20 protein-coding genes are annotated in these 25,146 nt (G+C 52.3%); 17 read left to right on the top strand and 3 right to left on the bottom strand.

All coding sequences use genetic code 11. The features are described 5' to 3' along the window. The first annotated feature begins 74 nt into the window (after positions 1-74). The 10 genes from MKX50_RS19925 (at position 75) to MKX50_RS19880 (ending at position 14,212) form a co-directional block, all read left to right on the top strand. A complete protein-coding gene (locus tag MKX50_RS19925) occupies positions 75-1,676 on the top strand; it encodes an extracellular solute-binding protein (protein WP_339157642.1) in 1,602 nt (533 codons plus the stop codon). A 196-nt stretch (positions 1,677-1,872) separates the two neighbouring features. Next, positions 1,873-4,203: a helix-turn-helix domain-containing protein gene (locus tag MKX50_RS19920; protein ID WP_339157641.1), complete on the top strand. Its 2,331-nt coding sequence runs from the start codon at positions 1,873-1,875 to the stop codon at positions 4,201-4,203. A 556-nt stretch (positions 4,204-4,759) separates the two neighbouring features. After that, the gene (locus MKX50_RS19915; protein ID WP_339160216.1) at positions 4,760-7,249 is read left to right on the top strand and encodes a hypothetical protein; all 2,490 of its coding nucleotides are present in this window, start codon (positions 4,760-4,762) and stop codon (positions 7,247-7,249) included. A gap of 109 nt (positions 7,250-7,358) precedes the next feature. After that, positions 7,359-8,075 (top strand): DUF1961 family protein, encoded by a 717-nt coding sequence (locus tag MKX50_RS19910; RefSeq protein ID WP_244996713.1) that lies wholly within the window; start codon positions 7,359-7,361, stop codon positions 8,073-8,075. Further along, complete coding sequence (locus tag MKX50_RS19905) at positions 8,075-8,884, top strand: polysaccharide deacetylase family protein (RefSeq protein WP_213593400.1); 810 nt, start codon at positions 8,075-8,077, stop codon at positions 8,882-8,884. Before MKX50_RS19910 ends, MKX50_RS19905 begins: the two co-directional genes overlap by 1 nt. A 70-nt stretch (positions 8,885-8,954) precedes the next feature. Continuing rightward, entirely contained in the window at positions 8,955-10,256 is a 1,302-nt protein-coding gene (locus MKX50_RS19900; RefSeq protein ID WP_213593402.1) for a hypothetical protein, read from the top strand. Next, on the top strand, positions 10,231-12,579 hold the full coding sequence (locus MKX50_RS19895; RefSeq protein WP_213593405.1) for a glycoside hydrolase family 88 protein: 2,349 nt from the start codon (positions 10,231-10,233) through the stop codon (positions 12,577-12,579). Before MKX50_RS19900 ends, MKX50_RS19895 begins: the two co-directional genes overlap by 26 nt. Before the next feature lie 83 nt (positions 12,580-12,662). Then, positions 12,663-13,052, top strand: a complete 390-nt coding sequence (locus MKX50_RS19890) for a DivIVA domain-containing protein (RefSeq protein WP_213593407.1) — start codon at positions 12,663-12,665, stop codon at positions 13,050-13,052. A gap of 251 nt (positions 13,053-13,303) precedes the next feature. Continuing rightward, positions 13,304-13,768, top strand: a complete 465-nt coding sequence (locus tag MKX50_RS19885; RefSeq protein ID WP_213593409.1) for a Dps family protein — start codon at positions 13,304-13,306, stop codon at positions 13,766-13,768. Positions 13,769-13,861: 93 nt separating this feature from the next. Continuing rightward, complete coding sequence (locus MKX50_RS19880) at positions 13,862-14,212, top strand: DUF488 domain-containing protein (RefSeq protein WP_213593411.1); 351 nt, start codon at positions 13,862-13,864, stop codon at positions 14,210-14,212. Between the two features lie 49 nt (positions 14,213-14,261). Here MKX50_RS19880 and MKX50_RS19875 read toward each other — a convergent pair whose 3' ends face one another. Continuing rightward, positions 14,262-14,597: an iron-sulfur cluster biosynthesis family protein gene (locus MKX50_RS19875; RefSeq protein ID WP_244996715.1), complete on the bottom strand. Its 336-nt coding sequence runs from the start codon at positions 14,595-14,597 to the stop codon at positions 14,262-14,264. A gap of 160 nt (positions 14,598-14,757) precedes the next feature. Here MKX50_RS19875 and MKX50_RS19870 point away from each other — a divergent pair, with 160 nt between their 5' ends. The 3 genes from MKX50_RS19870 to MKX50_RS19860 all read left to right on the top strand — a co-directional run bounded on the left by MKX50_RS19870 (position 14,758) and on the right by MKX50_RS19860 (position 16,866). Next, the gene (locus MKX50_RS19870; protein ID WP_339157640.1) at positions 14,758-15,363 is read left to right on the top strand and encodes a nitroreductase family protein; all 606 of its coding nucleotides are present in this window, start codon (positions 14,758-14,760) and stop codon (positions 15,361-15,363) included. Between the two features lie 649 nt (positions 15,364-16,012). Further along, positions 16,013-16,435: a V4R domain-containing protein gene (locus tag MKX50_RS19865; protein ID WP_339157639.1), complete on the top strand. Its 423-nt coding sequence runs from the start codon at positions 16,013-16,015 to the stop codon at positions 16,433-16,435. A gap of 92 nt (positions 16,436-16,527) precedes the next feature. Next, on the top strand, positions 16,528-16,866 hold the full coding sequence (locus MKX50_RS19860) for a cupin domain-containing protein (protein ID WP_339157638.1): 339 nt from the start codon (positions 16,528-16,530) through the stop codon (positions 16,864-16,866). A gap of 72 nt (positions 16,867-16,938) precedes the next feature. Here MKX50_RS19860 and modB read toward each other — a convergent pair whose 3' ends face one another. Next, entirely contained in the window at positions 16,939-17,616 is a 678-nt protein-coding gene (gene modB / locus MKX50_RS19855) for a molybdate ABC transporter permease subunit (RefSeq protein WP_213593424.1), read from the bottom strand. Next, the gene (gene modA, locus MKX50_RS19850) at positions 17,613-18,395 is read right to left on the bottom strand and encodes a molybdate ABC transporter substrate-binding protein (protein WP_339157637.1); all 783 of its coding nucleotides are present in this window, start codon (positions 18,393-18,395) and stop codon (positions 17,613-17,615) included. Before modA ends, modB begins: the two co-directional genes overlap by 4 nt. Before the next feature lie 262 nt (positions 18,396-18,657). On the opposite strand from modA, the gene MKX50_RS19845 reads away from it, so the two are divergent. The 4 genes from MKX50_RS19845 to narI are packed head-to-tail and all read left to right on the top strand — an operon-like array spanning position 18,658 to position 25,105. Further along, the gene (locus tag MKX50_RS19845; protein ID WP_339157636.1) at positions 18,658-22,332 is read left to right on the top strand and encodes a nitrate reductase subunit alpha; all 3,675 of its coding nucleotides are present in this window, start codon (positions 18,658-18,660) and stop codon (positions 22,330-22,332) included. Further along, the gene (narH, locus tag MKX50_RS19840; RefSeq protein ID WP_339157635.1) at positions 22,322-23,854 is read left to right on the top strand and encodes a nitrate reductase subunit beta; all 1,533 of its coding nucleotides are present in this window, start codon (positions 22,322-22,324) and stop codon (positions 23,852-23,854) included. The genes MKX50_RS19845 and narH overlap by 11 nt, the downstream gene beginning before the upstream one ends. Further along, positions 23,847-24,416, top strand: coding sequence for a nitrate reductase molybdenum cofactor assembly chaperone (gene narJ, locus MKX50_RS19835; RefSeq protein WP_339157634.1), 570 nt, complete (start codon positions 23,847-23,849; stop codon positions 24,414-24,416). The genes narH and narJ overlap by 8 nt, the downstream gene beginning before the upstream one ends. Continuing rightward, positions 24,413-25,105: a respiratory nitrate reductase subunit gamma gene (gene narI, locus MKX50_RS19830; protein ID WP_339157633.1), complete on the top strand. Its 693-nt coding sequence runs from the start codon at positions 24,413-24,415 to the stop codon at positions 25,103-25,105. The genes narJ and narI overlap by 4 nt, the downstream gene beginning before the upstream one ends. Positions 25,106-25,146 lie beyond the last annotated feature (41 nt).

Genomic DNA, 25,146 nt, shown 5'->3' with positions numbered 1-25,146 from the left:
GCAGCTGTGGAGTCAGATGATTTTACCATATAAAATGAGTAAAGCTTATGAACTTTAAGGGAGGTTATCAGTGAATGAGCAGGCACACAAGGATGGGAACAATGAAACGCTGGTTATCCGTATGGCTGGTTGCAGCCATGATAGCAGCGATCGCTGGCTGCGGAGGCGGCAGCTCCGGGGACACGGCGGCGGACCCCGCTTCAGCTGGCAATGGCAATGGGAATGAGGGGAAAGAGCAGGCGGAGCAAGCCCCGCTTGATCTGACGATCATGCTGCCGATTTTCAAGACGAATTATCCAAAGGACGACGGGCCGGTGGTTGAGGAAATCGAGAAAAGGACGAACAGCAACATTCACTTTGAGTGGGTGCCGAACGCCTCCTATGCCGATAAGTTCAATATCACCCTTGCTTCCGGCAAGCTCCCCAGCATTATATACGTCGGAGACGTGAAGGCGCCGAGCTTCGTCAGCGCTGCTAAATCCGGGGCGTTCTGGGAGGTCGGACCTTATTTGCAGCAGTTTCCGAACCTGAGCGGCGCCAATCCGGTCATTATGGAGAACTCCTCCATCGAGGGCAAGAACTACGGAATCTACCGGGGACGGGTGTTAGGCCGCAATGGAATTGCCTTCCGCAAGGATTGGCTCGATAACGTCGGGCTGGAAACGCCGCAGACCGTGGATGATTTCTATAATATGCTGAAGGCGTTCAAGGAGCAGGATCCCGACAAGAACGGGCAAAACGACACGTATGGCATGGTGCTCGTCAAATGGACGGGACAATGGGCCAGCGGCTTCGATACGATCAAGCTGTGGTTCGGCACGCCGAACAAGTGGGGCGTCGTAGATGGCAAACTGGTGCCAGAGCATCAATATCCTGAATATGTGGAAGCGCTTAAATTTATGAAAAAATTATACGACGAAAAATTGATCAACTCCGATTTTGCCGTGATGGACAGCGCTAAGTGGGTAGACCCGATCGTCAACAATAAAGCGGGCGTCATCGTCGATGTCGTTGACGTCGGCGCGCGCATCGACGATAAAATACACGCCGCTCTTGCCAAGGAAGGAAAAGATGAGCCGGATCGCCACTACATTGACGTCCTTGGCGGAGTGACGGGAGCTGATGGCAAGCTGCATACCCTGCCGACATCCGGCTTTGCGGGCATATTGGCCATCCCTAAATCGTCTGTGAAGACCGAGGAGGAGCTTATGCGGGTGCTCGGATTCCTGGATCAGCTGAATGAGCCGGAAATGCAGACACTGCTTAACTTCGGCCTCGAAGGCATTCACTATAATCCGGTTGGCGAATTCGTGGAACCGATCAAGGATACCGTGAAGCTGGAATCTGAGGTAGAAGGCTTAAATCAAATGCTCGGCTTCATTCCAGAGGACCACGCCAAGAAGGTCAAGCAGACGCCGCTGCGCATTAAGCAGACCGAGGTGCAGAAGGCCAATGAGGAATTTATTGTAACGAACCCTGCCGAGTCGTTCATTTCTACCGTTTATTCGCAAAAGGGCCAGCAGCTTGATAATATCATCAACGACGCGCGCATCAAATTCATTGTGGGACAGATCGATGAGGCAGGACTAATGTCCGCATTCGAAGTATGGAGAAAAACCGGAGGGGACGATCTGGTCAAAGAGATGAACGACCTGTACAATCAGGTGAAACCCTAGTGTAAACGGGAGCCGTATGGCGATATTAGCTGCCGCGCGAAATCATGCATACTGATTTGCGCGGGCAGCTTCTTTGCCTTAAACAGCGATAAGCCGATTGCCCCATTTTATGTAAACGGGCTTGTAATTTGTTATGAATGCGTTTACATTTTGTATATATCTTGATTCGGTTGGTGAGGAGATGAATACGGGAACTTTGGCAAGATGGTGGTCGCATGCTATAGGAGCTTCTGGCTGCAAGGGCAAATACTATCGCAACAATTTAATTATGATGCTGGTCGTCTCGGCGATTCCCGGCATCATTACCGGCATAATCATCTATGGACTGGTAGGAGGGCGTCTCGAGAGCGAGCTGCTGCAGATGCATCATCAGCAAATCGCGCAGCGGGCCCGGAACATCGATGAACAGCTGTCCAATCTGGAACTGATGCTCTCGCATTGGGCGTTCGATCCCCAATTCGACTACAGCTTGAACGGGCGTGATTTCAAACGCGATTTCGAGCGGGCAAGGGACATTACGAAGACGCTCGTTGTGATGCAGGGCTCGAATACGATGGTGAAGCAGGTCGAGCTCTACTTGGCCGGGCAGGAGCCGGCGCCGCTGCTGTTCAACCCCGAGTATGGCGAAATCCATTCCCCTGCGGTATCAGGATTATATGACAAGCTGATTGACACGAAGAGAAGCACGTACTGGACAGAATGGGCCTTTGATCCGAACAGGCCGGAGGCGAAGGAGCTTACGCTGGTGCATTACATTCCGGGCGGCAGCCAGCAGCCCTTCGGGGCGTTGCTCATTCGGATGGATTCCCAGAAGGTAGCGAATATGCTGAAGACGATGACCCCGTATAACGCGGGAGAGACGTTCCTTGTGCAGAACACGGGGGAATTGTTTGCCTCCGCGGGCGGCAGCAGCTCGAACTCGCCTTTCGTCACCGAGCTGCGCGCGAAGATCAAGGAGCGGGGACCAGCCCAGAACTCTTCCTTCTTCTTTGAATGGGACGGGGCCACCTACACGGTTACCTACGGGGAGTTCTCGCGGATTGCCACGGAGTGGACCTACGTGTCCGCCTCGCCGATCTCCAGTATTACATCTCCGGTGATGTTCATTTCCAAGCTGATTCTGATCGTCAGCTTCAGCGCTTTGCTGCTGGCGGCTGTGCTCTCCTGGATCGCCTCGAGGCGGATGTATTCGCCAATCAGGCGGCTGTTCAAGACGCTCCTGTCGGATGACATCAAGGCAGAGGGCAAGGAGGACGAATTCGCGCTCATCGAGCGGCAGTGGCAAAGCCTGCACTGGAAGAGCCATGATTTGCAGCGCAAGCTGGCCGAGCAGCTCCCCCATGTCAAGGAGAGCTTCTTGAACCAGCTGCTGCAAGGGCATTTATACGCTTATTCCGAGCAGGATTTGCGCCGCCGGATGGAGCGGTTCAGGTGGGACGTCGAGCAAAAGCATTTTATCGTCATATATGTCCAGCTGACGGGGATGACGAGCCTGGAGGGAAAGTTCAGAAGCGGTGACGAAGGGCTCGTATCCTATGCGGCTGCCAATATCATCGGCGAGCTGGCCATGCAGCGCTTCAGTCAAGCCGATACGATTCATTTTCACGATTTGACGGCGGGGATTCTGCTTGTCTTGCCGGAGGACGGATCAGCCGATGCCGAGGTATTTAGCTATAGTGAGGAGCTGGCGCGTACGATAAACGTGATATTGAAAATGCGGGTCACGCTAGCCTACAGCGCTCCCGTATTGAGCGTTTCCGATATCCCGCTTGCATTCGAAGAAGTGAAGCAGGCGGCCAGTTACCGCCCCTTCAGCAACGAGAATCAGATCATCGACATGGAGCGGCTGGAGCAGGAAGGGACGGATGAGGCCGAGCCGACCTATTCCTTCACTCTGGAACGGGAGCTGATCCAGGCCATGCGCACGGGGCAGGAGGAGGATGCATACCGCCTGCTGGCTGAATTTCTGGAGGCGCTCCGGGCCAAAGGGGCGAAGGCGATTGATGTACAGCAGGGAATGCTGCATCTGCTCGGCCATGTCCAGCATGCGATCATGCAATCGGGCTTCGACCCGAAGCGGCTGTTCATGGGCGTAAATTTGTACGAGGCGCTGTCGCAAATCCGCGAGCCGGAGCTGATGCTGATTTGGTTCAAGGAGAAGGTAGTGGCTCCTTATTTGAAGGAGCTCTGCCAGCGCTCTAACGCCGAAGTAAAAATGATGATCGAGCAGGCGATGATCTATTTGCAGCAAAATTATATGAAGGATGTATCGCTGGATAGCTGTGCGGATGAGATCGGCACGAATTCTTTTTTTCTCAGCAAATCATTTAAGCAGGTAACGGGCAATAATTTCATTGATTACTTAACAAGTCTCCGCATGGATAAAGCGAAGGAGCTGCTGCGCGAATCCAAATTGCGAATAAGCGAAGTCGCCGAGCAGGTGGGATACCAGCATAGCTATTTCAACCGCATCTTCAAAAAGCTGGAGGGGATGACGCCAACGCATTACCGGGAGCTTAGCAAGTAAAGCGGATTGCTCTGGCGATCGGCATTTGAAGTAGGGGATCCAATGGGGCAGCATGATGAACAAGGGCCAATCTCTTCGGGAGGGGCTCTTTTTTTGTGGTGTTGCGAGGAAAATCTTAAGTCTGCAATAAAGTCCAAACCGGCTGAAAATATGCAAATCGGCCTGTTCGGCCGCTGTTTCCCTTGGTCAAGAAAGTCTCATTGCCGGTAAATGCCGGCCTGCCTACAATGGGAATACATTGTGAGGAAGGAGAGGGTGGTCTGTGGCTGGACGGACAGCGGTCGGATTAAGGTGGTTGAAGCAATCCTCTATCCCTGCCGGATTGACTTGGGGGATACCCTGGGCAAAAGGAGTGCTGGAACGGGAGGAGCTGCCCGGACTTTTCTTGAGGCATGGGGAAGAGGGATGGGCGGTAGAGGTGCGGAGCAATAAACCCTCTGAGTCTCAGGGAGGACGCCGGACCGGGATTGCCGGGCCGCCGGACCGGGTTGCAGATGCTGAAGGCGGCGCAGGCGCGAGAGCCGAAAATTCGGGGAATTTTGCAAGCGCTACAAATATCCGTGTTGGCCCTGCCGATGACGACGCCGAACCTGGCTGTCATCTCCCGCTGCAAAGCTGGGCGACGGCCTATTGGCCAGATGGGAGCGTGAAGTGGACGGCGCATGCCGCCGTTGCATCTTCGGGGGAGGCAGGGCCGGGATCCGATGCTCGCGTTAACGTCGAAGAGACGGAGGATGCCTTCATTGTCGATACAGGTGCCATCGTCTGTACGGTGAATAAGCAGGGGCGGGGATTGATCCGCAGTATGGTTCAGCCGCAGTCGGGAGCCGTCTTATGCAGCGGCGGGGAACTCGTATGCATCCGCGAAGAGGCGAGCTTGGTATCCGGTGCACGAACCTTGAAGGAAGAGCGGTTTACTGGCAGCACGCTGCGGGCAGCGGTGGAGCAGCACGGGCCGGTACGCGCTGTGGTGAAACTGGACGGAAGACATCTCTCGGAGGCAGCGGGGATAAGGCAATGGCTGCCGTATACGATCCGATTATATTTTTACGCTGGATTAACATCGATCCGTATGGTGCATACCTTCTTTTACGATGGCAATCCACACCAGGATTTCGTGAAGGGGCTGGGTATTTCCTTTGCGGTGCCGCTGCGCGGGCCATTGTACAACCGGCATGTCAGGTTTGCCGGGGAGGACGGCGTATTCAGCGAATCGCCGAAGCCCCTGCATACCCGCCGTACGCAGGGACGGTATAAGGAGCTGTACATCACCCAGACAGATGGCGGCGCCGTGCAGCTTGATCCGGAAGAGGACGCCTATTTTCTTCATTTACTGGATGATTCGGCCGCCTGGAACAGCTACAAGCTTGTGCAAGACAGCCCGGAGCATTACCGGATTTCCAAGCGTACGGCGGAAGGGTGCAGTTGGGTCAAGGTAACGGAAGGGAAACGGGCCGGCGGACTCGGTTATGTTGGCGACGAGGGCGGCGGGCTTGCGGCCGGGCTGAAGGACTTCTGGCAGAAGTCTCCCTCGGGCATGGAAATTCATGCAGCGACTGAGAATGAGGCCAGGTTCATCGTATGGCTCTGGTCGCCCGATGCGGAGGCGATGGATCTCAGGCATTACGATACGAAGACCCATGTGGAATCGGCTTATGAGGGGGCCGAGGAGCTGCGGGCAACGCCTTACGGGATCGCGAACACGAGCGAGCTGATGATTTGGGGCACGGAGGGAACGCCGGATTTGACTCAGCTTAGGAGCATGGCGGAGGAGACGGCTGCTCCTGCCCGGCTTGTCTGTGAGCCGGCCTATTATTATGAAGCGGGCGCATTCGGTATTTGGAGCCTGCCCGATCGAAGCACGCCAGCGAAAGCTTATTTGGAGGATCGGCTGGATGGCATTATCGCCTTCTACCAAGCCGAGGTGGAACAGCGGAAGTGGTACGGCTTCTGGGATTATGGCGATTTTATGCATAGCTATGACCCGGTTAGGCATGTATGGAACTATGACTTGGGCGGCTGTGCATGGCAAAATACGGAGCTTGCCCCGAATATATGGCTCTGGCTGATGTTCCTCCGCTCCGGGCGGGCCGACATATTCCTCATGGCTGAGGCGATGACCCGGCATACGAGCGAGGTCGACGTCTATCATTTCGGTGAATATGCGGGACTTGGCTCGCGGCATAACGTGATGCACTGGGGCTGCGGATGCAAGGAAGCCCGGATTGCGATGGCCGGCCTGCACCGCTATTACTATTATTTGACCGGTGACGAGCGAATCGGAGACATTCTGGACGAGGTGAGAGACGCCGATTACTCCACAGTTACGTTAGATCCGATGAGGGCCTATTTTCCAAAGGATGAACATCCAACGCATATTCGGGTCGGACCAGACTGGGCGGCGTTCTGCTCCAATTGGATGACCCGCTGGGAACGCTTCGAGGACACCGCGTACCGGGATAAAATTGTGACGGGCCTAAACTGTATCAAAGCAGCTAATTTCCGGCTTATCTCGGGTCCGACTTATGGATATGATCCGAAATCCGGAGTGCTGACGAGTATGGGGGATGACAACTGGGGGCGTCATTTGGCGATATGCATGGGCGGGCCGCAAATTTGGTTCGAGCTGGCGGGGATGCTCGAGGATCCCGAATGGGAGGATATGCTGGCCGAGTTCGGCGTGTTCTACAACTTGCCCGATGAGCAGAAGCTCGCGCTGACAAATGGAGCAATTGGCCGCAATAAGCTGAGATTTGAGCACCCGGTGCTCAGCGTGGCAATTGCCGCCTATGGCGCATATTACCGTCAGGATGCTGGGGCAGCGGCCCAGTGCTGGGCGATTCTGCTCGGCAACAGCTTTGCGCGTATCCACCTGCAGGAGGCGGCAGTGCCTGCTGCTCATATGGCCGGCCTGCTGGATATTGATTGGATGAATACAAACGAGGCTTCGCAATGGTCTATCAATACGATGATCAGTTTAGAGCTGATCGCTGACAAATTGCCGTCACACATGCCGGGGCAAGAGGCAGAGAGTGAGGGACAGTGACAAACATAGAAATAGGAGTAGAAGCAGCAGAAGGAGCTGAAGCAGGCATAGGCGCAGGCGCACAGTCAGTCAGAAGAAAAATAGAACCGTGGCGGGGAGGCGGGGTTTAGTGAATAACAGCAGGAGCGGTTTGATTCCGCAGCAGTGGGAGCTGCTGTACTCCAATCCGCTGCATTCTGCAGAGGATGTGGCGGAATTCCGGATGGAGGGGCAGGGAGCAGTCACTTTTCCTAAAGGATGGATGCGTCTGGAGAGCACCCGCAGCGCGGCCGAGGGTCAGAAGGCTAATTTAGTATTCTGGTGTCCAGAGGAATTGCCCGCGGATGTCGCCATTTCCTGGCGTTTTCGGCCGATTCGGGAACCTGGGCTGGCTATAATGTTTTTCAGCTCCAAGGGAGCAGATGGGCAGGATTTATTCGATCCGGCGCTGCCGCGCCGCACGGGCGAATACGAGCAGTACCATCATGGGCGGATAAACGCTTTTCATATCTCGTATTTCCGCCGCATGTGGGCGGAGGAACGGCAGTTTCATACTTGCAATTTACGAAAAAGCTATGGTTTTCATATGGTGGCCCAGGGTGCTGATCCTTTACCGGGAGTGCTCGATGCCGCTGATTTTTATCACCTGCTGGTTCTAAAAAAGGGTTCATCGATCACGTTCGCCATCAATGATCTGCAAGTGCTGTCCTGGAAAGACGACGGTGCGGCTTATGGGCCGCTGCTTGGCGGAGGGAAGCTGGGCTTCCGGCAGATGGCGCCGCTGATCGCGGAGTATGCCGAGCTCAGCGTATATGGGGTTCCGGCCAAGAAAGGAGGCAGTAAATAATGGCGCTGCCGCATATTTATTTTTGCTATCCCCAGGGAAAGCACAAGGCGCTCACGATGAGCTATGACGATGGGCGGAGAGCGGATGAAAGGCTTGTCAGGATATTTAACCGCTACGGTGTGCGCGGTACTTTTCATATTAACTCCGGGCTGCTCGGAAGTGAGGATCGCCTTACGGCGGAGGAGGCTGTCGCGCTGTATCAGGGCCATGAGGCGTCTGTACATACCGTCCGGCACCCTACTTTGGCTCGCTGCCCTATGGAACTGGTCGTAGAGGAAGTGCTCGAAGACCGCAAAAACCTGGAGCGGCTGTTCAACGTAACGGTGCGGGGAATGTCTTATCCTAACGGCTCGTACAATGAGCAGATCAAGGAGCTGCTGCCGCAGCTTGGGATTGAATATGCGCGGACGGTGCAAACGACCCGGGGCGGCTTCGGGCTGCCCGAGGATTGGCTGGAATGGCGGGCCACCTGCCATCATAACGACCGTTTGCTGGAGCATGCGGAGACTTTTGTAGGGCTGCATAAGCGGCAGTATCTCTATTTAATGTATGTATGGGGGCATAGCTATGAATTCGATAACGATAACAACTGGGAGCTGATTGAGCGGTTTTGTGAAATGGTTGGCGGGCGGGATGATATTTGGTATGCGACGAACATTGAAATCGTGGACTATATGAAGGCTTGTCAATGGCTTAAGGTTGCCGCGACGCGGGAATTTGTACATAATCCGGGGGCGTCGCCGATTTGGCTGGATGTGGATGGAAGGATCGTTGAGGTTCCCGGCGGAAGCCGGGTGAGCTTGATCTGATGGATTGAGGCAGGGCGTTCCAAGCCAAAGAACAATCATGCGAAGGGAACGGGAAGGAAGGGGAGAAGTTATGGAACTTTCAGCTAGCACCGGAGGAAATCGTCAAGCTTTTCAACTGGCATGTATTGATATTAGCGCCTCCGGCCCAAGATGCAAAATGCTGCTCGGGGACCTGAACGGAGATGGACGTGCGGAACTGCTGCTCGTTCAGCCCGACGATCGTCAGGATGTGCGTTACATCCCCCACCAGGTACAGTGTCTGACGGCATATGATCTAACGGGTAAAATGCTGTGGCAGCAGGGCAAGCCTAGTCTAGAGGCAGGAAGCCAGGGCTCTGATTATCCGGCGCAAATTTATGACATTGACGGCGACGGCCGTCTGGAAGTGCTGTGCGTTATGAATGACCGATTCCATATTATTGATGGATCGACTGGAGAAATTAAAGAGGTGCATGACTTGCCGGACCCGCATGCGCATGACTGCATCATAATCGCCAACTTATCCGGCGGCGAGTATGCTTCAGATATTATTCTCAAGGACCGCTACCATCGTATGTGGGCGTTGAACCAGCATTTTGAGCTGCTCTGGACGCATGAGGGGAATGTCGGGCATTTTCCCTGGGCGAGTGACTTGAATGGCGATGGATTCGACGAAGTAATGGCCGGCTACGATTTGCTCGACCATCAGGGCCAGGTGCTGTGGAGCTGCCGCGGCCTTGAAGATCATGCCGATTGCATATGGATCGGAGATGTGGACGGCGACGGTATACCGGAGCTGGTCATCGGCGGCAGCGTTACGGTAATGTATGACAGAGACGGGCGTGAACGATGGAGATACGAAGGTTCAATTGAATCGCAGCATATTGCATTGGGCAGATTCAGGCCCGAGTTGCCGGGGCTTCAGGTCGCCGGACTGGATCGGATGGTTCGCGAGGATGATGGTAAAGGTCTAAAGGGAAAAGACGCGTTATTCCTAGTCGATAACGAGGGCAACGAGCTGTGGAAGGAGGAACGTACGACGAGCGGCTGGCTAACCATTGCCGAAACGTTAAGCAACTGGCGTCCAGGAGCGCCGGACTACATTCTTGCCTACCGCCGGGGAGGGGGAGTGTACCCAGCCCTGTATGACGGTTACCAGAACATCGTGGCCGAGTTCCCTCATGAGGGCTATGCGGTTCATGGCGACCTTCTCGGACTTGGAACCGAGCAGGTTGTCATTTATGATGATGAGCTGGCGGTGATTTACTCCAGCGAGGAAGCTGATTTGTCCGCTTCGCCGTCAGGTGTACCCTTGCCTCATCCAAAACGCTGGTACAATTCTACTCTGTATCCGGGAGGAGAAATAAATGCAGGCCTATTTTCCAGCACATGATGCAATAGCAAGGCATACTGCAGGAGGGCATGCGAAGCGCGTACTCGCTGCTGTGGCCAGCCGCTATATCGGCGCCCATCCGCCGGAGCCCCTCATGTACCGGGTTCATTCCCGCCAGGGCTTTCGCCGTTTGGAGGATTGCCGTTACGACATGGACTTGATGCAGCGCTGGCCGCAGCTGTCTGCCGGGCAATTTGTCTATGCATGGGCTATGCTGTGGGCGGAGCAGGACGGGGAGACCCCATTTGCGGTCAGCTGCTATAGCCCGGTTAAAATTTATATCAATGGAAGCCTGGCCTTCCAATCGAATTTGAATGATGACGTATTTCCGAACAGGCGCGCCTTTTTCCGCGCCAAAACGAGGAAAGGCCGCAACGATATCGTCCTGGAATTCGTCGCAGTTGACACCGGCTGCGGTGGAATCTTTGGGACGGGCAGTGTCAAAGGAGCGCCCATGCATTTCTTGAATCCCACCCGTGCAGGCCGGGGCTGCGAAGGCTGGGTATACAGCGGGCCGCAGCAGGCGCGCTGGCGTACATTGCCAGGCTGGAGAGGCTGCCAGGCAGGGGAGAGCAAGCCAGGTTCGCAGGGTCTTGATCCGGTGGATGATTCTGAGCAGGGGCTGCGCAAGCTAAAGCTGAATCATACCGATCCCTTTGCCCCCCTTCTACTGGATCGGGACGGAGTTCCAGCCTCTGACCGTTTAAATGAATGCGGCGAATATACCGCATGGTACCCACAGGAAGAGTGGACGCCTGTGGAGCTTAGAAGCGGATGCTTCCACCGTCTGTTCGGCGCGAAGCCGGGAGCAAAAGCGTTTGCCTGGTGCAAGCTGGAGCTGCGCGGGGCATTGCGGGCCGATCTCCGGCTTGAAGGACGGTATGCAGGAAAGATTGCCGTTTACGTTGGCGGCAAGCTTATGTTTCAAGGCGGGGAGGAGAGCGGGCGGATCGATATTTCGCTGCAGGACATCCGATTCGGGACGCAGGATCTCGTTGTAGAGTCCACTTGCGGCGGGGAAGACTGGGGCTTTGAATTTAACGAGCCTCAAATCGCTTGCGCATCTTCGCCGCAGGCTGTCCTTCGGTTGGTGCGGCCTTACCCTATCGAGGGAATGAGAGATCACTGGCTCTATCTTGGAGCTTTTTCAGCAGACAATGCCCCCTCGGCTGCAGAGGTGCCGGCGATAGATCGGTTGTTCGGTCAAGGGCAGGAAGCGACTTATTGGCGGGTGGATCGGCCGGAATGCTGGGTGAGGCCTTATCTGGAAACTCCCCTATATGGCAGATGGAATTATCCACTGGGCGTAACGCTTTATGGACTGCTGAGAACGGGAGTGGCCTTGTCAGCACCGCACTATACAGAATATGCCGCCGGGCATATCGAGCAGTGCAGCAAGTGGCATAATTATACCGAGTGGGATCGCAAACAATACGGGGCGCCCGGATTGAACCATCAGCTTAGCTTGATCGACTCTCTGGACGATTGCGGTTCCTTTGGAGCCGCGATGCTGACAGCAAATAAGCTGCGTCCCATATTGGGAGTGGAGCACGCGGCCGCCCATATCGCCCATTACATCACGAACGTGCAGGATCGTTTGCCGGATGGGGCGTTCTATCGGACCCGCGGTACCGTTGATTTCATGAAGGACACGATGTGGTGTGATGATTTATATATGAGCACCCCATTTCTGGCCAAATATTATGAGCTTACAGGAGACGAGCGTTATTTGGACGATGCGGCTTCACAGTTTTTGCGGTTTAAAGAGCGCTTATTCATTCCTGAGCTAGGAATCATGCATCATGTGTTTGATGATAAATTCGGCAAACCAAACGGTGTTCCCTGGGGGCGGGGGAACGGCTGGGTCATCTTCTCGCTGACCGAGCTGTTGACGATTATGCCGCCAGAGCATAAGCTGCGGCCAGAGCTGCTGGAATTTTACCGCGAGCTTAGCGAGGGCTACCGCAAGCTGCAAAGCGCAAACGGGATGTGGCATCAGGTGCTGACAGACGGCGAGTCATATGCCGAGGCTTCCTGTACGGCGATGTTCATCTACGCTTTTGCTCATGGGGTTCGGCATGGCTGGCTGGAAGAGCCGGACTTATATTTGGAGGCAGCCGTAAGAGGCTGGGAGGGACTAACCGAGACATGCATTGATAAGCACGGCAACGTATACGGCGTATGCCGCGGATCAGGGTATTCGTTTAATAAGCTGTACTATAAAGAAGAGCTCGACTGGCAGCTGAATGATACGCATGGGATCGGCATTGTGCTGCTGGCGGGCATAGAAATTGTTCAATTGGAGTCCGAGCTTGTTGAATAATGATAATTGCTTGCAAATATGGTACCATATTTAATGGCTGTTTATTTACGCATGCTCAAGCCTTTAGGTGTGGAGGGATCATTATGCAAGACGAATATACGCGCAAGCTGGAGGACCAGAAAGGCCTGTTCAAGCAGCTTGGCATCAAGCTGGACGCCCTGACGATCCATGAGAAAGATTTTGACGTGAAAATGCGCGGATATGAGAAAGAGGAAGTAGACCGTTTCCTGGATGATATTATCGTGGACTATGAAAGATTTTACGATATCATCACGGATTTGTTGGATAAATATAAGGAGCTCCAGCGCCGCCAGGCTTATCTTGAAGAAGAGAAGAAGGCGTTGTCGGTCCGCAAGGTGAATACCGATTCGGGCAGCGTGATTGAGCGCCAGCTCGTGGAGGACGGCATCCGGCAAATGGAGCGCAGCCTGGAGCAATTCAAACTGCATATTCGCAAGGAATTTGATGTATAAGAGGGACTGGTGCTCGGAGCGCCGGTTCTTTTTTTTGTATAAAAGAGGCCCACTTTGCGCAACATTTCACTAAAGACTTGTTCCATTCACAGGATGTTCATGCATTATTCATTGCACAAAATGGGGGGACATGGTATTATATATTTAAGATTTAGATCTAGTCTAAATTTAAAATAATTTAAAAATGAAGTTCTTAGGGCTAGGCTGACGAGAATCGATCCTATTTTGATGATTGAATGGAGGAATTACTAATGTCAAACCAAGTACTGACTGAAACTAACCAAACTCTGCATCAACAATTGAACCTGCAAATCGCTAACTGGACGGTGTTGTATACCAAACTGCATCATTTCCACTGGTACGTGAAAGGTCCTCAGTTTTTTACGCTGCATGAGAAGTTCGAGGAGCTGTACAATGAAGCGGCTGGCTACGTCGATGAAATTGCTGAGCGGCTGTTGGCGATTGGCGGCGAACCGATTAGTACGCTAAAGGATGCTTTGGCGCACACGACGATTTCCGAAGCGGCAGGCAGGCAGTCCGCAGAAGAGATGGTTGCGGCTGTGGTCGCTGATTTCGAATCGATTAGCCAAGAGCTGAAGAGTGGAATGGAAGCCGCAGAGCAGGCTGAAGATGAAGCGACCGGGGATCTGCTGCTTGGCATGCTGTCGGCTTTAGACAAGCATAGATGGATGCTGAACGCCTATTTGGGTAAGTAAGTTCATAGGCACGCAGATGGAACCTGTTCGATTAGGATCATATCCTAGCCGGACAGGTTTCTTCGGGTGCTCTGTAAAGGGGGAATATATACCGTGCTCAAAATCAAAAGAATTTATGAGACTCCCGCTTTCGAGGATGGCAAGCGCATACTAGTGGACAGAATATGGCCTCGCGGCATCAGCAAAGCCGAAGCTCAGCTCGACTTATGGATGAAGGAGATTGCCCCGAGTACCGGGCTGCGGAAATGGTTTGCCCATCAGCCTGAACGGTATGCCGAATTTTCCAAGCGTTATGAGCAGGAACTGGCTGCGCAAGAAGTTAAAGTGTATATCGAGCAATTGCGTTCCTGGATGGAGAGCGGAACCGTCACTTTACTGTACGCAGCTAAGGATCAGAAGCATAACCATGCACTTGTGCTGCAGGAAGTGCTGGAAGGCAAATGATGTGCAGCGATCACACAACCCCTGGCTATCTTAAGTAGGCTTTTGCAGGCTATTGTGCAGCCAAATGCCGCATGTCCCGAAGCTGGACATTCGAGCTGTAAGTTGCCGATTTGCTTCTTAATTTGAAGGCGGGATAGTTCTCTTCTGCATCAAGCCACAGTGTATCCTCATAGAAAATTTGATGCTGTTGATCGACGACAAAGGACAAGTTTCCGGCATCAACCGGAAGGTCAAATTGACCTTTCTCGTCTTGGATTAGCAGTGTATTTATGCCGTCACAGCCGCAGCCTTCTGTGTCATAATATAGCTTGATCACACCGGGCTGTTCCCCTAATTTCTCCTGAAGTCTGCGTTCGGCCAATGGCGATATTTCCAATTTTATCATTGTTGCTGCTCCTTTCTTGGTATATAAGATGAACAACAGCGATCGTAGGAACATTTTACGTACTTGCCTACATCCCTTTTTATAGTTTAACTATATAATCCACTCCCTTGTTTTGATTATAGATATTATTTTTTATTTCATCAAATCCCCACTTTTTACAATGTTAAATTATAATAGTAAGCAGATTGGATTTATCGCCTATGGGGCGAATTTTTTGGAATGGATGGTGATTGTAATGGACGTATTGTCAGCAATTGAGAAACGGAGAGAGATTACAGCGTATAAGGAAAATCCGATTTCCGAGGAGGATTTGAGCAAGCTCAAGACGGCCTTGTATCAATCTCCTACCGGAAACAATTTGCCCTCAAGGGAATTTATTCTGATTACGAATAAATCGCTGCTGGCCCAATTGAGCAAGACAACGCCTTATATGCGGTGGCTGGAGCAGGCTGCTGCTGGAGCAGCTATTATCGGCCGCGAGGAAGTGAGCAAGTATTGGCTGCAGGACGCCTCCATCGCGGGAGGATACTTGTGGCTGGCCGCGACATCGCTTGGACTTGGGGCAGCCTGGGGAGCGGTCTATCATGCAGAGGATCAGCAAGAATCTGCCCAGCGGGAAAGCTATGTGCGAAACCTGCTCGGTATCCCGGAGAAGTATCGTGTAGTAGCCATCCTGGGATTAGGTTATCCGGCCAGCGATCCGCCGCCGAAAGAAATGTACGCTGAGGATGCGGTGTTTCATTCCAATGGCTTCAACGTACGGTAATCGTAGGCACACATAGGGGCACATAGGGGCACATAGGAGCACAACTCCCAGAATGCGGTGCTTCACTGCATGACGGCGGCTAATGCATAGGCTCCTTATGTTTTTTCTTGGTCGACTACGTTGACGTGTAAGCTTTCCATGGGGAGTGATGTATGGGAAGCTTACGCTTTTTGTTGATTTTTAAAACTGTCCTCTTGCCCAACATGTTTAAATGGAATTTTGGTATTTAAAATATGCAACCTAGCGTAAAGTGTACAATTAGCTGGATTTTGTGTCATTAATACCAGGATTTTTAGCCAGATGATGTTGTTGAAGTGTTTTTTAATACATGAAATCCATTTAACTCTATAAATTGTCCCATTACACTATATTAAGTACACAAAACGCAACTAAATCGAATCCGGGGTACACACAGAGCACAGAGCACAGGTTACAGGTTAAAGGATAAAGGATAAAGGATAAAGGATAAAGGATAAAGGGACTGGCTGCCTGATGCAGCGGGGTGATTCTAATCCTTTTTAATTTGTGACGAAAATCACAATCCAAACATATAAATCCTCTACAATAAAAATAAGGTTTAGTTCAAATGAAGAAACGAGGTGCTTGTATGGGGAGCGTAGATACTTTACACGAATTCTCTTTTGATGATATGAAGAAGATTTCAAGGACAGCTTTGGGGGATGCGGTGCCCATTGAGCTATACAGAGCTATTCGTCTCATCGGCATGTATCAAGGCCTTCCGATGAAAGGGAAGGGAACGACATTGACGGTTGGCCGGAAAATCGGCGAAAGCCTGGCCGTACAGTCCGTGCAAGAACTGCTTGATTTATTCCGAGAGCTGAAGGTGGGTGATCCGCAAATTGTTCTTGAAGAAGAGAACAGGCTTCATATTGCGGTGAAGGATTGCTTTTGCGTAGGACTGCCTGAGATCGAAGGAAATTTGGTTTGCGATTTGGAGGGAGCCATTATGGAGGGAGCGCTTAGCAAAATGATGGACAAAAGAGTGTCCGTCAGGGAAATCAAGTGCAATGTCAATGGCGACGATTGCTGTGAGTATGAGGTGCGACTCTAGAGATGATGCAAGCAGCGCCTAATACAGCATTCAATGCAGTTTTAAATGCTGCTGTAATGCCTTCAAAATTATTATAAGGAGGATGATCACCGATGGAGAAGAAAAATCTTGTTCAGTATCAAGAATATGTGGACAACAAATTTACGAAGCGTATTGTCTTTAAGGAAGAGGACAACGTTATTTTCTTATTAAACTTTGCTCCTGGGGCGGAACTGCCGACACATAAGCACCCGAGGGCCAACGTGTATATATTGGTACTTGAAGGTGCTGGTGAAGTAACGTGTAATGGGCAGCCATCGGCGGTTGCTAAAGGGGACGTCCTTCATATTACCGGGGACGAGGAGTTCTCTTATCGCAGCGGGGAGTCTAGTTCCAGCCTGTATGTTGTATTGACGAAGACTCCAAACGAAAACTACGCCAAGAACGTATAAGGCAGTGCCAACCTACTTGAACTGATACAGAGTTGGTCCAAAAAAAATGGTGAACACGAGGTATTCCTCTGTTCACCATTTTTTATTTTTCTGCCGAGTGAACAACAGCATCAGGAATGAAATGAAAATGATCGTAATGGTCCAGGCCCAGGCTAAATCGGTATTCCCCGTATCGACCGCCACGTAGATGGCTGTGGGAAGCGTCTGGGTTTTGCCTGGAATATTGCCAGCGAACATGACGGTGGCTCCAAACTCCCCTAATCCCCGGGCAAACCCAAGAATATAGGCCGTAATCAGAGATTGCTTGCTAAGCGGCAGTGTAATATAGCGGAATACTTGCCACTCGCTGGCCCCGCTGGATCGTCCCGCATCCTCCAGCTCTCGATCGACCGAAGCGAACGCAGATTTCATCGTCTGGTAAACGAGCGGAAACGAGACGACGATGGAGGCAATGACCGCTGCCCACCAAGAAAATATGAGCGGTGAGGCGAATAGCCATTCAACGAAACGGCCGATCCCGCTCCTTCTGCCCAGGAGAACGAGCAGCAGAAAACCTATCACCGTCGGAGGCAGAACGAGCGGGAGCATAAGTATAGTCTCCAGCGCAATTTTGCCTTTCCAGGTCCGGCTGGCCATCCAGCGGGCTATGGCTGTGCCGAGAATCGTGACCAGCACGCTGGACAGCAGGGCAACTTGCAGGGACAGGCGGATCGGCTGCCAAAATTCATGCCAAGGTATTTGCATGCTCATAAGGACTGTGCCGGAGTGAAGCCGTATTTAACAAAGACATCCAGCGCTTCTTTGGATTGCAGATAGTTATACAGCTCCGCCGCTTCTTTGCCATGCTTCGTAGACTTGATAACGCCGATCGGATACTCGACAGGAGTATAGATCGCGGGATCAACGGGTAAGGCGATCTTTACCTTGGCAGAGGTCAGCGCGTCAGACTCGTAGACAAAACCTGCATCAGCATTGCCGGTCTCTACATATTGCAGGACCTGCCGAACATCTTTGGCTTGAACCATTTTAGGCTGAAGGATGTCCCATAGCCCGGCGGACATTAGAGCTTCTCTAGCATAGCTTCCGGCAGGAACGCTTTCTGGAATTCCTACTGCGATCATTTTAATGCGGGTGTCCTTCAAGTCTTCCAGTCCCTGAATCTCATCTGATTGGTCATCAGGTATGACCACGACAAGCTTATTTGTCAGCAGATTCATATGCTGCCTGGCATCAATAATATTTTGATCCAGAAGAAGATTCATATTATTAGCTGCTGCCGAGAGAAATAAATCGACAGGAGCACCTTGCTCGATCTGTTTCTGCAAGGCGCCGGAGCCCCCGAAATTAAACGTGAGCTTAACGGCAGGATGCTGTGCTTCATAGGAGGCTTGGATTTCTTTCATAGCGTCGGTAAGGCTTGCTGCCGCTGAAATGGTTAATTCCACCTGCTCATCGGAAGCGGTGCTGCAGCCGGTAAATACGAGGGATATGAATAGGAATAAGGCGGGAAAGATTCGCAGGCTTCTCATACATACAAACTCCCTTTCAAGTGGTGATCCAGTATCGTTAGACGATTTGCGTTTCATTATAAGTGGTTGCGGCCCGGGGAGTAAACCCTTTAAGCCCCCGAACAGGCGATTCCAGAGAGAAAAAGGGATTTCCCCGAAACGATATCAGGACTTCCCCTTATAGGAATGAAGATGGCTCCCTTTCATAATGAACATATAAGAATAGACAAATTATTGATTCCCGTCATATCTTTGTCATTCGGCAGAAGGAGTGATTCATCCAGTGAAACGGAAATTCGGACTGAGGTTTTTTAAGCCGACAGAAAGCTACTCTGATCATTGGTCGATTCTTGAAGAGAAGGATCGGACTTGGGAGAACATGTACCGCGGTCGTTGGGCGCATGACAAGGTTGTCCGCACGACGCATGGTGTCAATTGCACCGGATCTTGCAGCTGGAAGGTGTTTGTGAAGAATGGCATCATTACCTGGGAAAACCAGCAGATCGACTACCCGTCATGCGGCCCGGATATGCCTGAATTTGAACCGCGCGGCTGCCCGCGCGGCGCTTCATTTTCGTGGTATGAATATAGTCCGCTGCGAGTGAAATATCCGTATATGCGGGGCCGGCTCTTGAGAATGTGGAAGCAAGCCTTAAATGAATCGGCGAATCCGGTAGCCGCCTGGGCAAGTATTGTGGAGAATCCGGAAAAGGCGAAATCCTACAAGCAGGCCCGGGGAAAAGGGGGTCATGTCCGCGTGTCCTGGGAGGATGCAACACAGATCATCGCGGCGCAGCTCATTTATACGATCCGCAAGTACGGACCGGACCGGATCGCCGGCTTCACGCCGATTCCGGCGATGTCGATGATCAGCTACGCTTCCGGCGCCCGGTTCATCTCACTGTTGGGCGGCGAAATGCTTAGCTTCTATGACTGGTATGCCGACCTTCCGCCCGCCTCGCCGCAAATTTGGGGCGAGCAGACGGATGTGCCCGAGTCTAGCGACTGGTACAACTCCGGCTACCTGATTATGTGGGGCTCTAACGTGCCGTTAACGCGTACACCAGACGCTCATTTTATGACTGAGGTTCGCTATAAAGGCACCAAAGTGGTGTCGGTGGCGCCGGACTATGCCGAAAACGTCAAGTTCGCAGACAACTGGCTCGCCCCGAATCCAGGGACGGACGCGGCGATTGCCCAAGCGATGACCCATGTTATTTTGAGTGAGTTCTATCATGAGCGTCAGGAGCCAATGTTCCTTGACTATGCCAAACAATATACAGATATGCCGTTCCTTATTCTTCTGGATCCGCATGAAGGCAGCTACAAAGCAGGGCGCTTCCTGCGGGCCAGTGATTTAGGGGATGCATCACAGCATGCGGAGTGGAAGCCGGTCATTCTCGACGAAGCCACAGATGAGATTACAGTTCCCAATGGAACGATGGGGCAGCGGTGGGAGAAGGACAAGAAGTGGAACCTGATTCTGGAACGCGAAGACGGTACGAAGATCAAGCCGGCGCTGTCCGTAGAGGCTCATGGCGCACAGTGGGAAGAAATCGTATTTCCGTTCTTTGATCAAACCGGAAACGGCACCTTTACGCGCTCAATTCCGGCTCGAAAAATTGAGCTGGCCGATGGCGCAGAACGTCTAGCCGTTACCGTATATGACTTAATGCTGAGCCAATATGGCGTGCGGCGCAGCGGCGGCGGGCATGAAGCGGCTGGGTATGATGATGCATTAACGCATTATACACCCGCATGGCAGGAAGCCATCACAGGGGTGAAATCCTCTATCGTCATTCAAATTGCCCGCGAATTTGCGCAGAATTCACTGGATACCGGGGGACGCTCCATGATTATTATGGGCGCCGGGATTAATCACTGGTTTAACAGTGATACGATCTACCGTTCCATTTTGAATCTGGTCATACTGACGGCATCGCAGGGTGTGAACGGCGGCGGCTGGGCGCATTATGTAGGCCAGGAGAAATGCCGTCCAATCGAAGGATGGTCTGCGGTTGCCTTTGCCAAGGACTGGCAGGGCGCTTCGCGCCAGCAGAATGCTACATCTTTCTTCTATTTTGCAACGGATCAATGGAAATACGAGGAGACGGGTACGAATTCATTGAAATCGCCTACCGGGGGAGAGGTTCGTTACCAGCATCCTGCGGATTACAACGTGCTTGCCGCTCGTTTAGGCTGGCTGCCGTCCTATCCTCAATTCAACAAGAGCAGCCTGGCCATGGCAGAGGAAGCTGCCCAGCAGGGAAAAACAGATCACGGCAGCATTATTCAACACACCTTGGATCAAATCGTGACCGGAGACACCAAGTTTGCCATTGAAGATCCGGATGCACCGGAGAATTTCCCGCGGACGTTGTTTGTGTGGCGTTCGAATCTGATATCCAGCTCCGCGAAGGGGCAGGAGTATTTCATGAAGCATTTGCTCGGTGCCGCGGATGGGCTGTTGTCTACGCCGAATGAGGAGGAGAAACCCGAGGAAATCACCTGGCGCGAGGATGTCGAGGGAAAGCTGGATTTGCTCGTAGCGCTGGATTTCCGGATGACATCGACGCCGATGTATGCGGATATCGTATTGCCTGCGGCAACCTGGTATGAGAAGACAGATTTGTCTTCTACAGATATGCATCCGTTCGTGCACCCGTTCAACCCGGCGGTCGATCCGTTGTGGGAATCCCGCTCGGACTGGGATATTTACCGGACGATTGCCAAAGTATTCTCGGACATGGCGAGGGAGCATCTGCCCGGTATATATAAAGATGTCGTAACTACGCCGCTTGCCCATGATTCTGTGAACGAAATTGCCCAGCCATTCGGCGTCATCAAGGATTGGCATAAGGGTGAAGCTGAGCCGATCCCCGGCAAGACCATGCCGAATCTGACCATTGTCGAACGCGACTACACGAAGATCTATGACAAATACATTACCCTTGGACCGAATTTGAGCACAGGCAAGGTAGGGGCTCACGGGGTCAGCTTCTCTGTGGCCGAGGAATATGAAGAATTGAAACGCATCAACGGCACTTATCATGACGATTCGATCAAAAATGGGCTGCCGAAGCTTCAGACCGCCCGCCACGCCGCTGACGCCATCCTGAATCTATCATCCGCCACGAATGGCAGAGTGTCCCAGCGCGCTTGGGAATCGGCGGAGCAGGATACGGGCGTTGCGCTTAAAGATATTTCGGCGGATCGGGCTGCTGAGCGAATTACGTTCGAGAGCATTACGGTACAGCCGCGCGAAGTCATCCCAACCCCGGTATTCAGCGGATCCAATAAAATGGGACGGCGATATTCCCCATTCACCACGAATATCGAGCGCCTTGTACCATTCCGTACGCTTACAGGCAGGCAGCATTTCTACATCGATCATGAGCTGTTCCTGCAATTTGGCGAAGCGCTGCCGGTCTATAAACCGACCTTGCCGCCCATGGTGTTTGGCCCTCGGGACAAGCAAATTGCCGGTGGTACGGATGCGCTTGTACTTCGCTACTTAACGCCGCATGGCAAATGGAATATTCACAGCATGTATCAGGATAATCTCCATATGCTGACCTTGTTCCGCGGCGGCCCAACGGTCTGGATCAACGATGAGGATGCGGCTGCCCATCAGATTCAGGATAATGATTGGCTTGAGGTATACAACCGCAACGGCGTTGTTACAGCGCGAGCCGTGGTTAGCCATCGCATGCCGAGAGGCACGATGTTCATGTATCACGCGCAGGATAAGCATATTAACGTTCCAGGCTCCGAGATTACGAAGGAACGCGGCGGAAGCCACAATGCGCCGACGCGAATTCACGTTAAGCCAACGCAAATGGTAGGCGGCTACGCCCAACTCAGCTATGGCTTCAACTATTACGGACCGATCGGGAATCAGCGGGATGTTTATGTTGCGGTCCGTAAGATGAAGGAGGTTGACTGGCTTGAAGATTAAAGCGCAAATCGCCATGGTTATGAATTTGGATAAATGCATAGGGTGCCATACCTGCAGCGTGACCTGCAAGAGCACATGGACGAACCGTCCAGGCGCGGAATACATGTGGTTCAACAACGTGGAGACGAAGCCGGGCATCGGTTATCCCAAGCGCTGGGAGGATCAGGAGCAGTATAAAGGCGGCTGGATGCTGAAGAACGGCAAGCTTGAATTGAAATCCGGGAACAAGCTGTCCAAGATTGCCCTCGGCAAAATTTTTCACAACCCGGATATGCCTGAGATGAAGGACTACTACGAACCATGGAACTACAACTATGAACATCTTACGAATGCAGGCGAGAAGAAGCACCAGCCGGTGGCCCGTCCGAAGTCGGCGATTACGGGCGACAATATGGAGCTGGAATGGGGGCCGAACTGGGAGGACGATCTGGCGGGTGCCCATGTTACGGGGCCAAAGGATCCGAACATCGAGAAGATTGAAGAAGAGATTAAATTCAATTTCGAGCAGGCCTTCATGATGTATTTGCCGCGGCTTTGCGAGCATTGCTTGAACCCGAGCTGCGTGGCATCCTGCCCGTCGGGAGCGATGTACAAGCGTGACGAGGACGGTATCGTCCTTGTCGATCAGGAGGCCTGCCGCGGCTGGCGTTATTGCATGACAGGCTGCCCGTACAAGAAAGTGTACTTCAACTGGCAGACGAATAAGGCGGAGAAGTGCACCTTCTGCTTCCCGCGGATCGAAGCCGGGCTTCCGACCGTATGCTCCGAGACATGCACAGGACGTATCCGCTACCTCGGCGTATTGCTGTACGATGCCGACCGGGTGCAGGAGGCGGCTTCCATGCCGGACGAGAGGGATTTGTATCAGGCGCAATGCGATTTGTTCCTTGATCCGAATGATCCTGCCGTCATCGCACAGGCCCGCGCAGAAGGCCTGACAGAGGAATGGCTCGAGGCGGCACAAAATTCGCCGGTTTACAAGCTGGCTATTGAATACAAGCTGGCCTTCCCGCTGCATCCGGAATACCGGACACTGCCCATGGTCTGGTACGTGCCGCCGCTCAGTCCGATCATGAATTACTTCGAAGGTAAGGATTCGATTCAGAACCCGGATATGATTTTCCCGGCGATTGAAGAAATGAGAACCCCAATCCAATATTTAGCCAACATGTTAACCGCCGGCGATTCCGAGCCTGTAAAAGAATCGCTGCAGCGTCTGGCGATGATGCGTTCATATATGAGATCCGCGCAGACGGGCAAAGCCTTCGACGAGGGACGGCTGAATCGCCTGGGATTAACCGCGCACCAGACCGAGCAAATCTACCGTTTGTTAGCTATTGCCAAATATGAAGATCGGTTCGTAATTCCGACATCACATAAGGAAACGTATTTGGACACTTACCACGCCCAGGGCTCTGCAGGCTTTGGGATGGATTGCGGGGGCTGCGGAACTAGCGGATCATCTGGAACGAACAGTGCGAAAGAAGAAGATCACTTCTATGGGGGAATATGGCGTGATTAATCTCGAGAAGCTGTATGAATACAAGCATATATTCGGTTTTTTCGCCCAGCAGTTAACGTACCCGGAGAAGTTGCATTACCATCCGTCCGTCATCGAAGAACTGCTAACCCCTGATGACCCGGCTTATGAGCATGTGAGGAGATTCTGGGATTTGATGCATGGCTTCAGTATGGAGCAAATGGAAGAGCTGTACGTACAGACCTTTGATTTTCAGAAGGATTCGACCTTATACATGACTTACTTCAAATTTGAAGATACCAAGGAACGCGGGCAGATGCTGGCCAAACTGAAAATTCTGTATCAGATGTTCGGGCTGGAAATGCCGGATCATGAGCTGTCTGATTATTTGCCGCTGATGTGCGAGTTTATTTATGCGGCAAGCTGGCAGGGCAATGCACAGGCCGAGAAAGACTTTAGCGTACTGGCAGGCGTCATTGAGGATGGCACCTATCATTTGCTGAAATCGCTAGAGAAAAATGAAAATCCCTACTACCACTTGATCAAAGGCTTGCGGGAAACGCTGAAGGCTTGTGTCAGACAGGAGGTGGCAAAAGAGCAATGAGCTTATGGGATCAATTTCTGTGGGTGATTTTCCCTTATCTTTGCCTCGTAATATTCGTTGTGGGCCATATCTACCGATACCGCCATGATCAATTCCATTGGACCGCCAAGTCCAGCGAATTTATCGAGAAGAAGCATCTGAGGCTTGGCAGTTTGATGTTTCATCTGGGCATCATTCCTGTGGCCCTCGGCCATATCGCGGGATTGGGGATTCCAAAAGAATGGATACAGACTCTCGGAATTAGTGATCACCTGTATCACCTCGGCGCGACGTATATCGGGGGATTATTCGGATTTATCACATTGGGAGGAATGCTTCTGCTGACTGTCCGGCGCCTGACGATCAAAAATGTGCGGAGATTAAGCTCCGCGTCGGACATTATCGTAAACTTAGTATTGTTGTTTATAGTTGTCATGGGCATGTACAGTACAATCGTAACCAATGCCGTCCAGCCTGACTTCGACTATCGCTCGACGATATCCGTGTGGTTCCGGAATTTGTTCATCCTTCGTCCTGAGGCTGGCTTAATGGCAGATGTACCGGTATCGTTTAAAATTCACATTTTGGCCGCCTTCTTCATCTTTGCGATATGGCCATTTACAAGGCTGGTTCACGTCTGGAGCGTTCCATTGAATTATGTGGGGAGAAGTTATATTCTATACAGAAAGAACCGTAAACAAGGAATGTAGAGAGAAGGCTGTATGCCTTCTTTCTTTTCAATAAGCAGGGG

The sequence above is a fragment of the Paenibacillus sp. FSL W8-0186 genome (assembly GCF_037969765.1).
Taxonomy (GTDB): Bacteria; Bacillota; Bacilli; order Paenibacillales; family Paenibacillaceae; genus Fontibacillus; species Fontibacillus woosongensis.
Note: the sequence above shows the minus strand (reverse complement) of the source record. Positions and strands in the feature narration are given on the sequence as shown.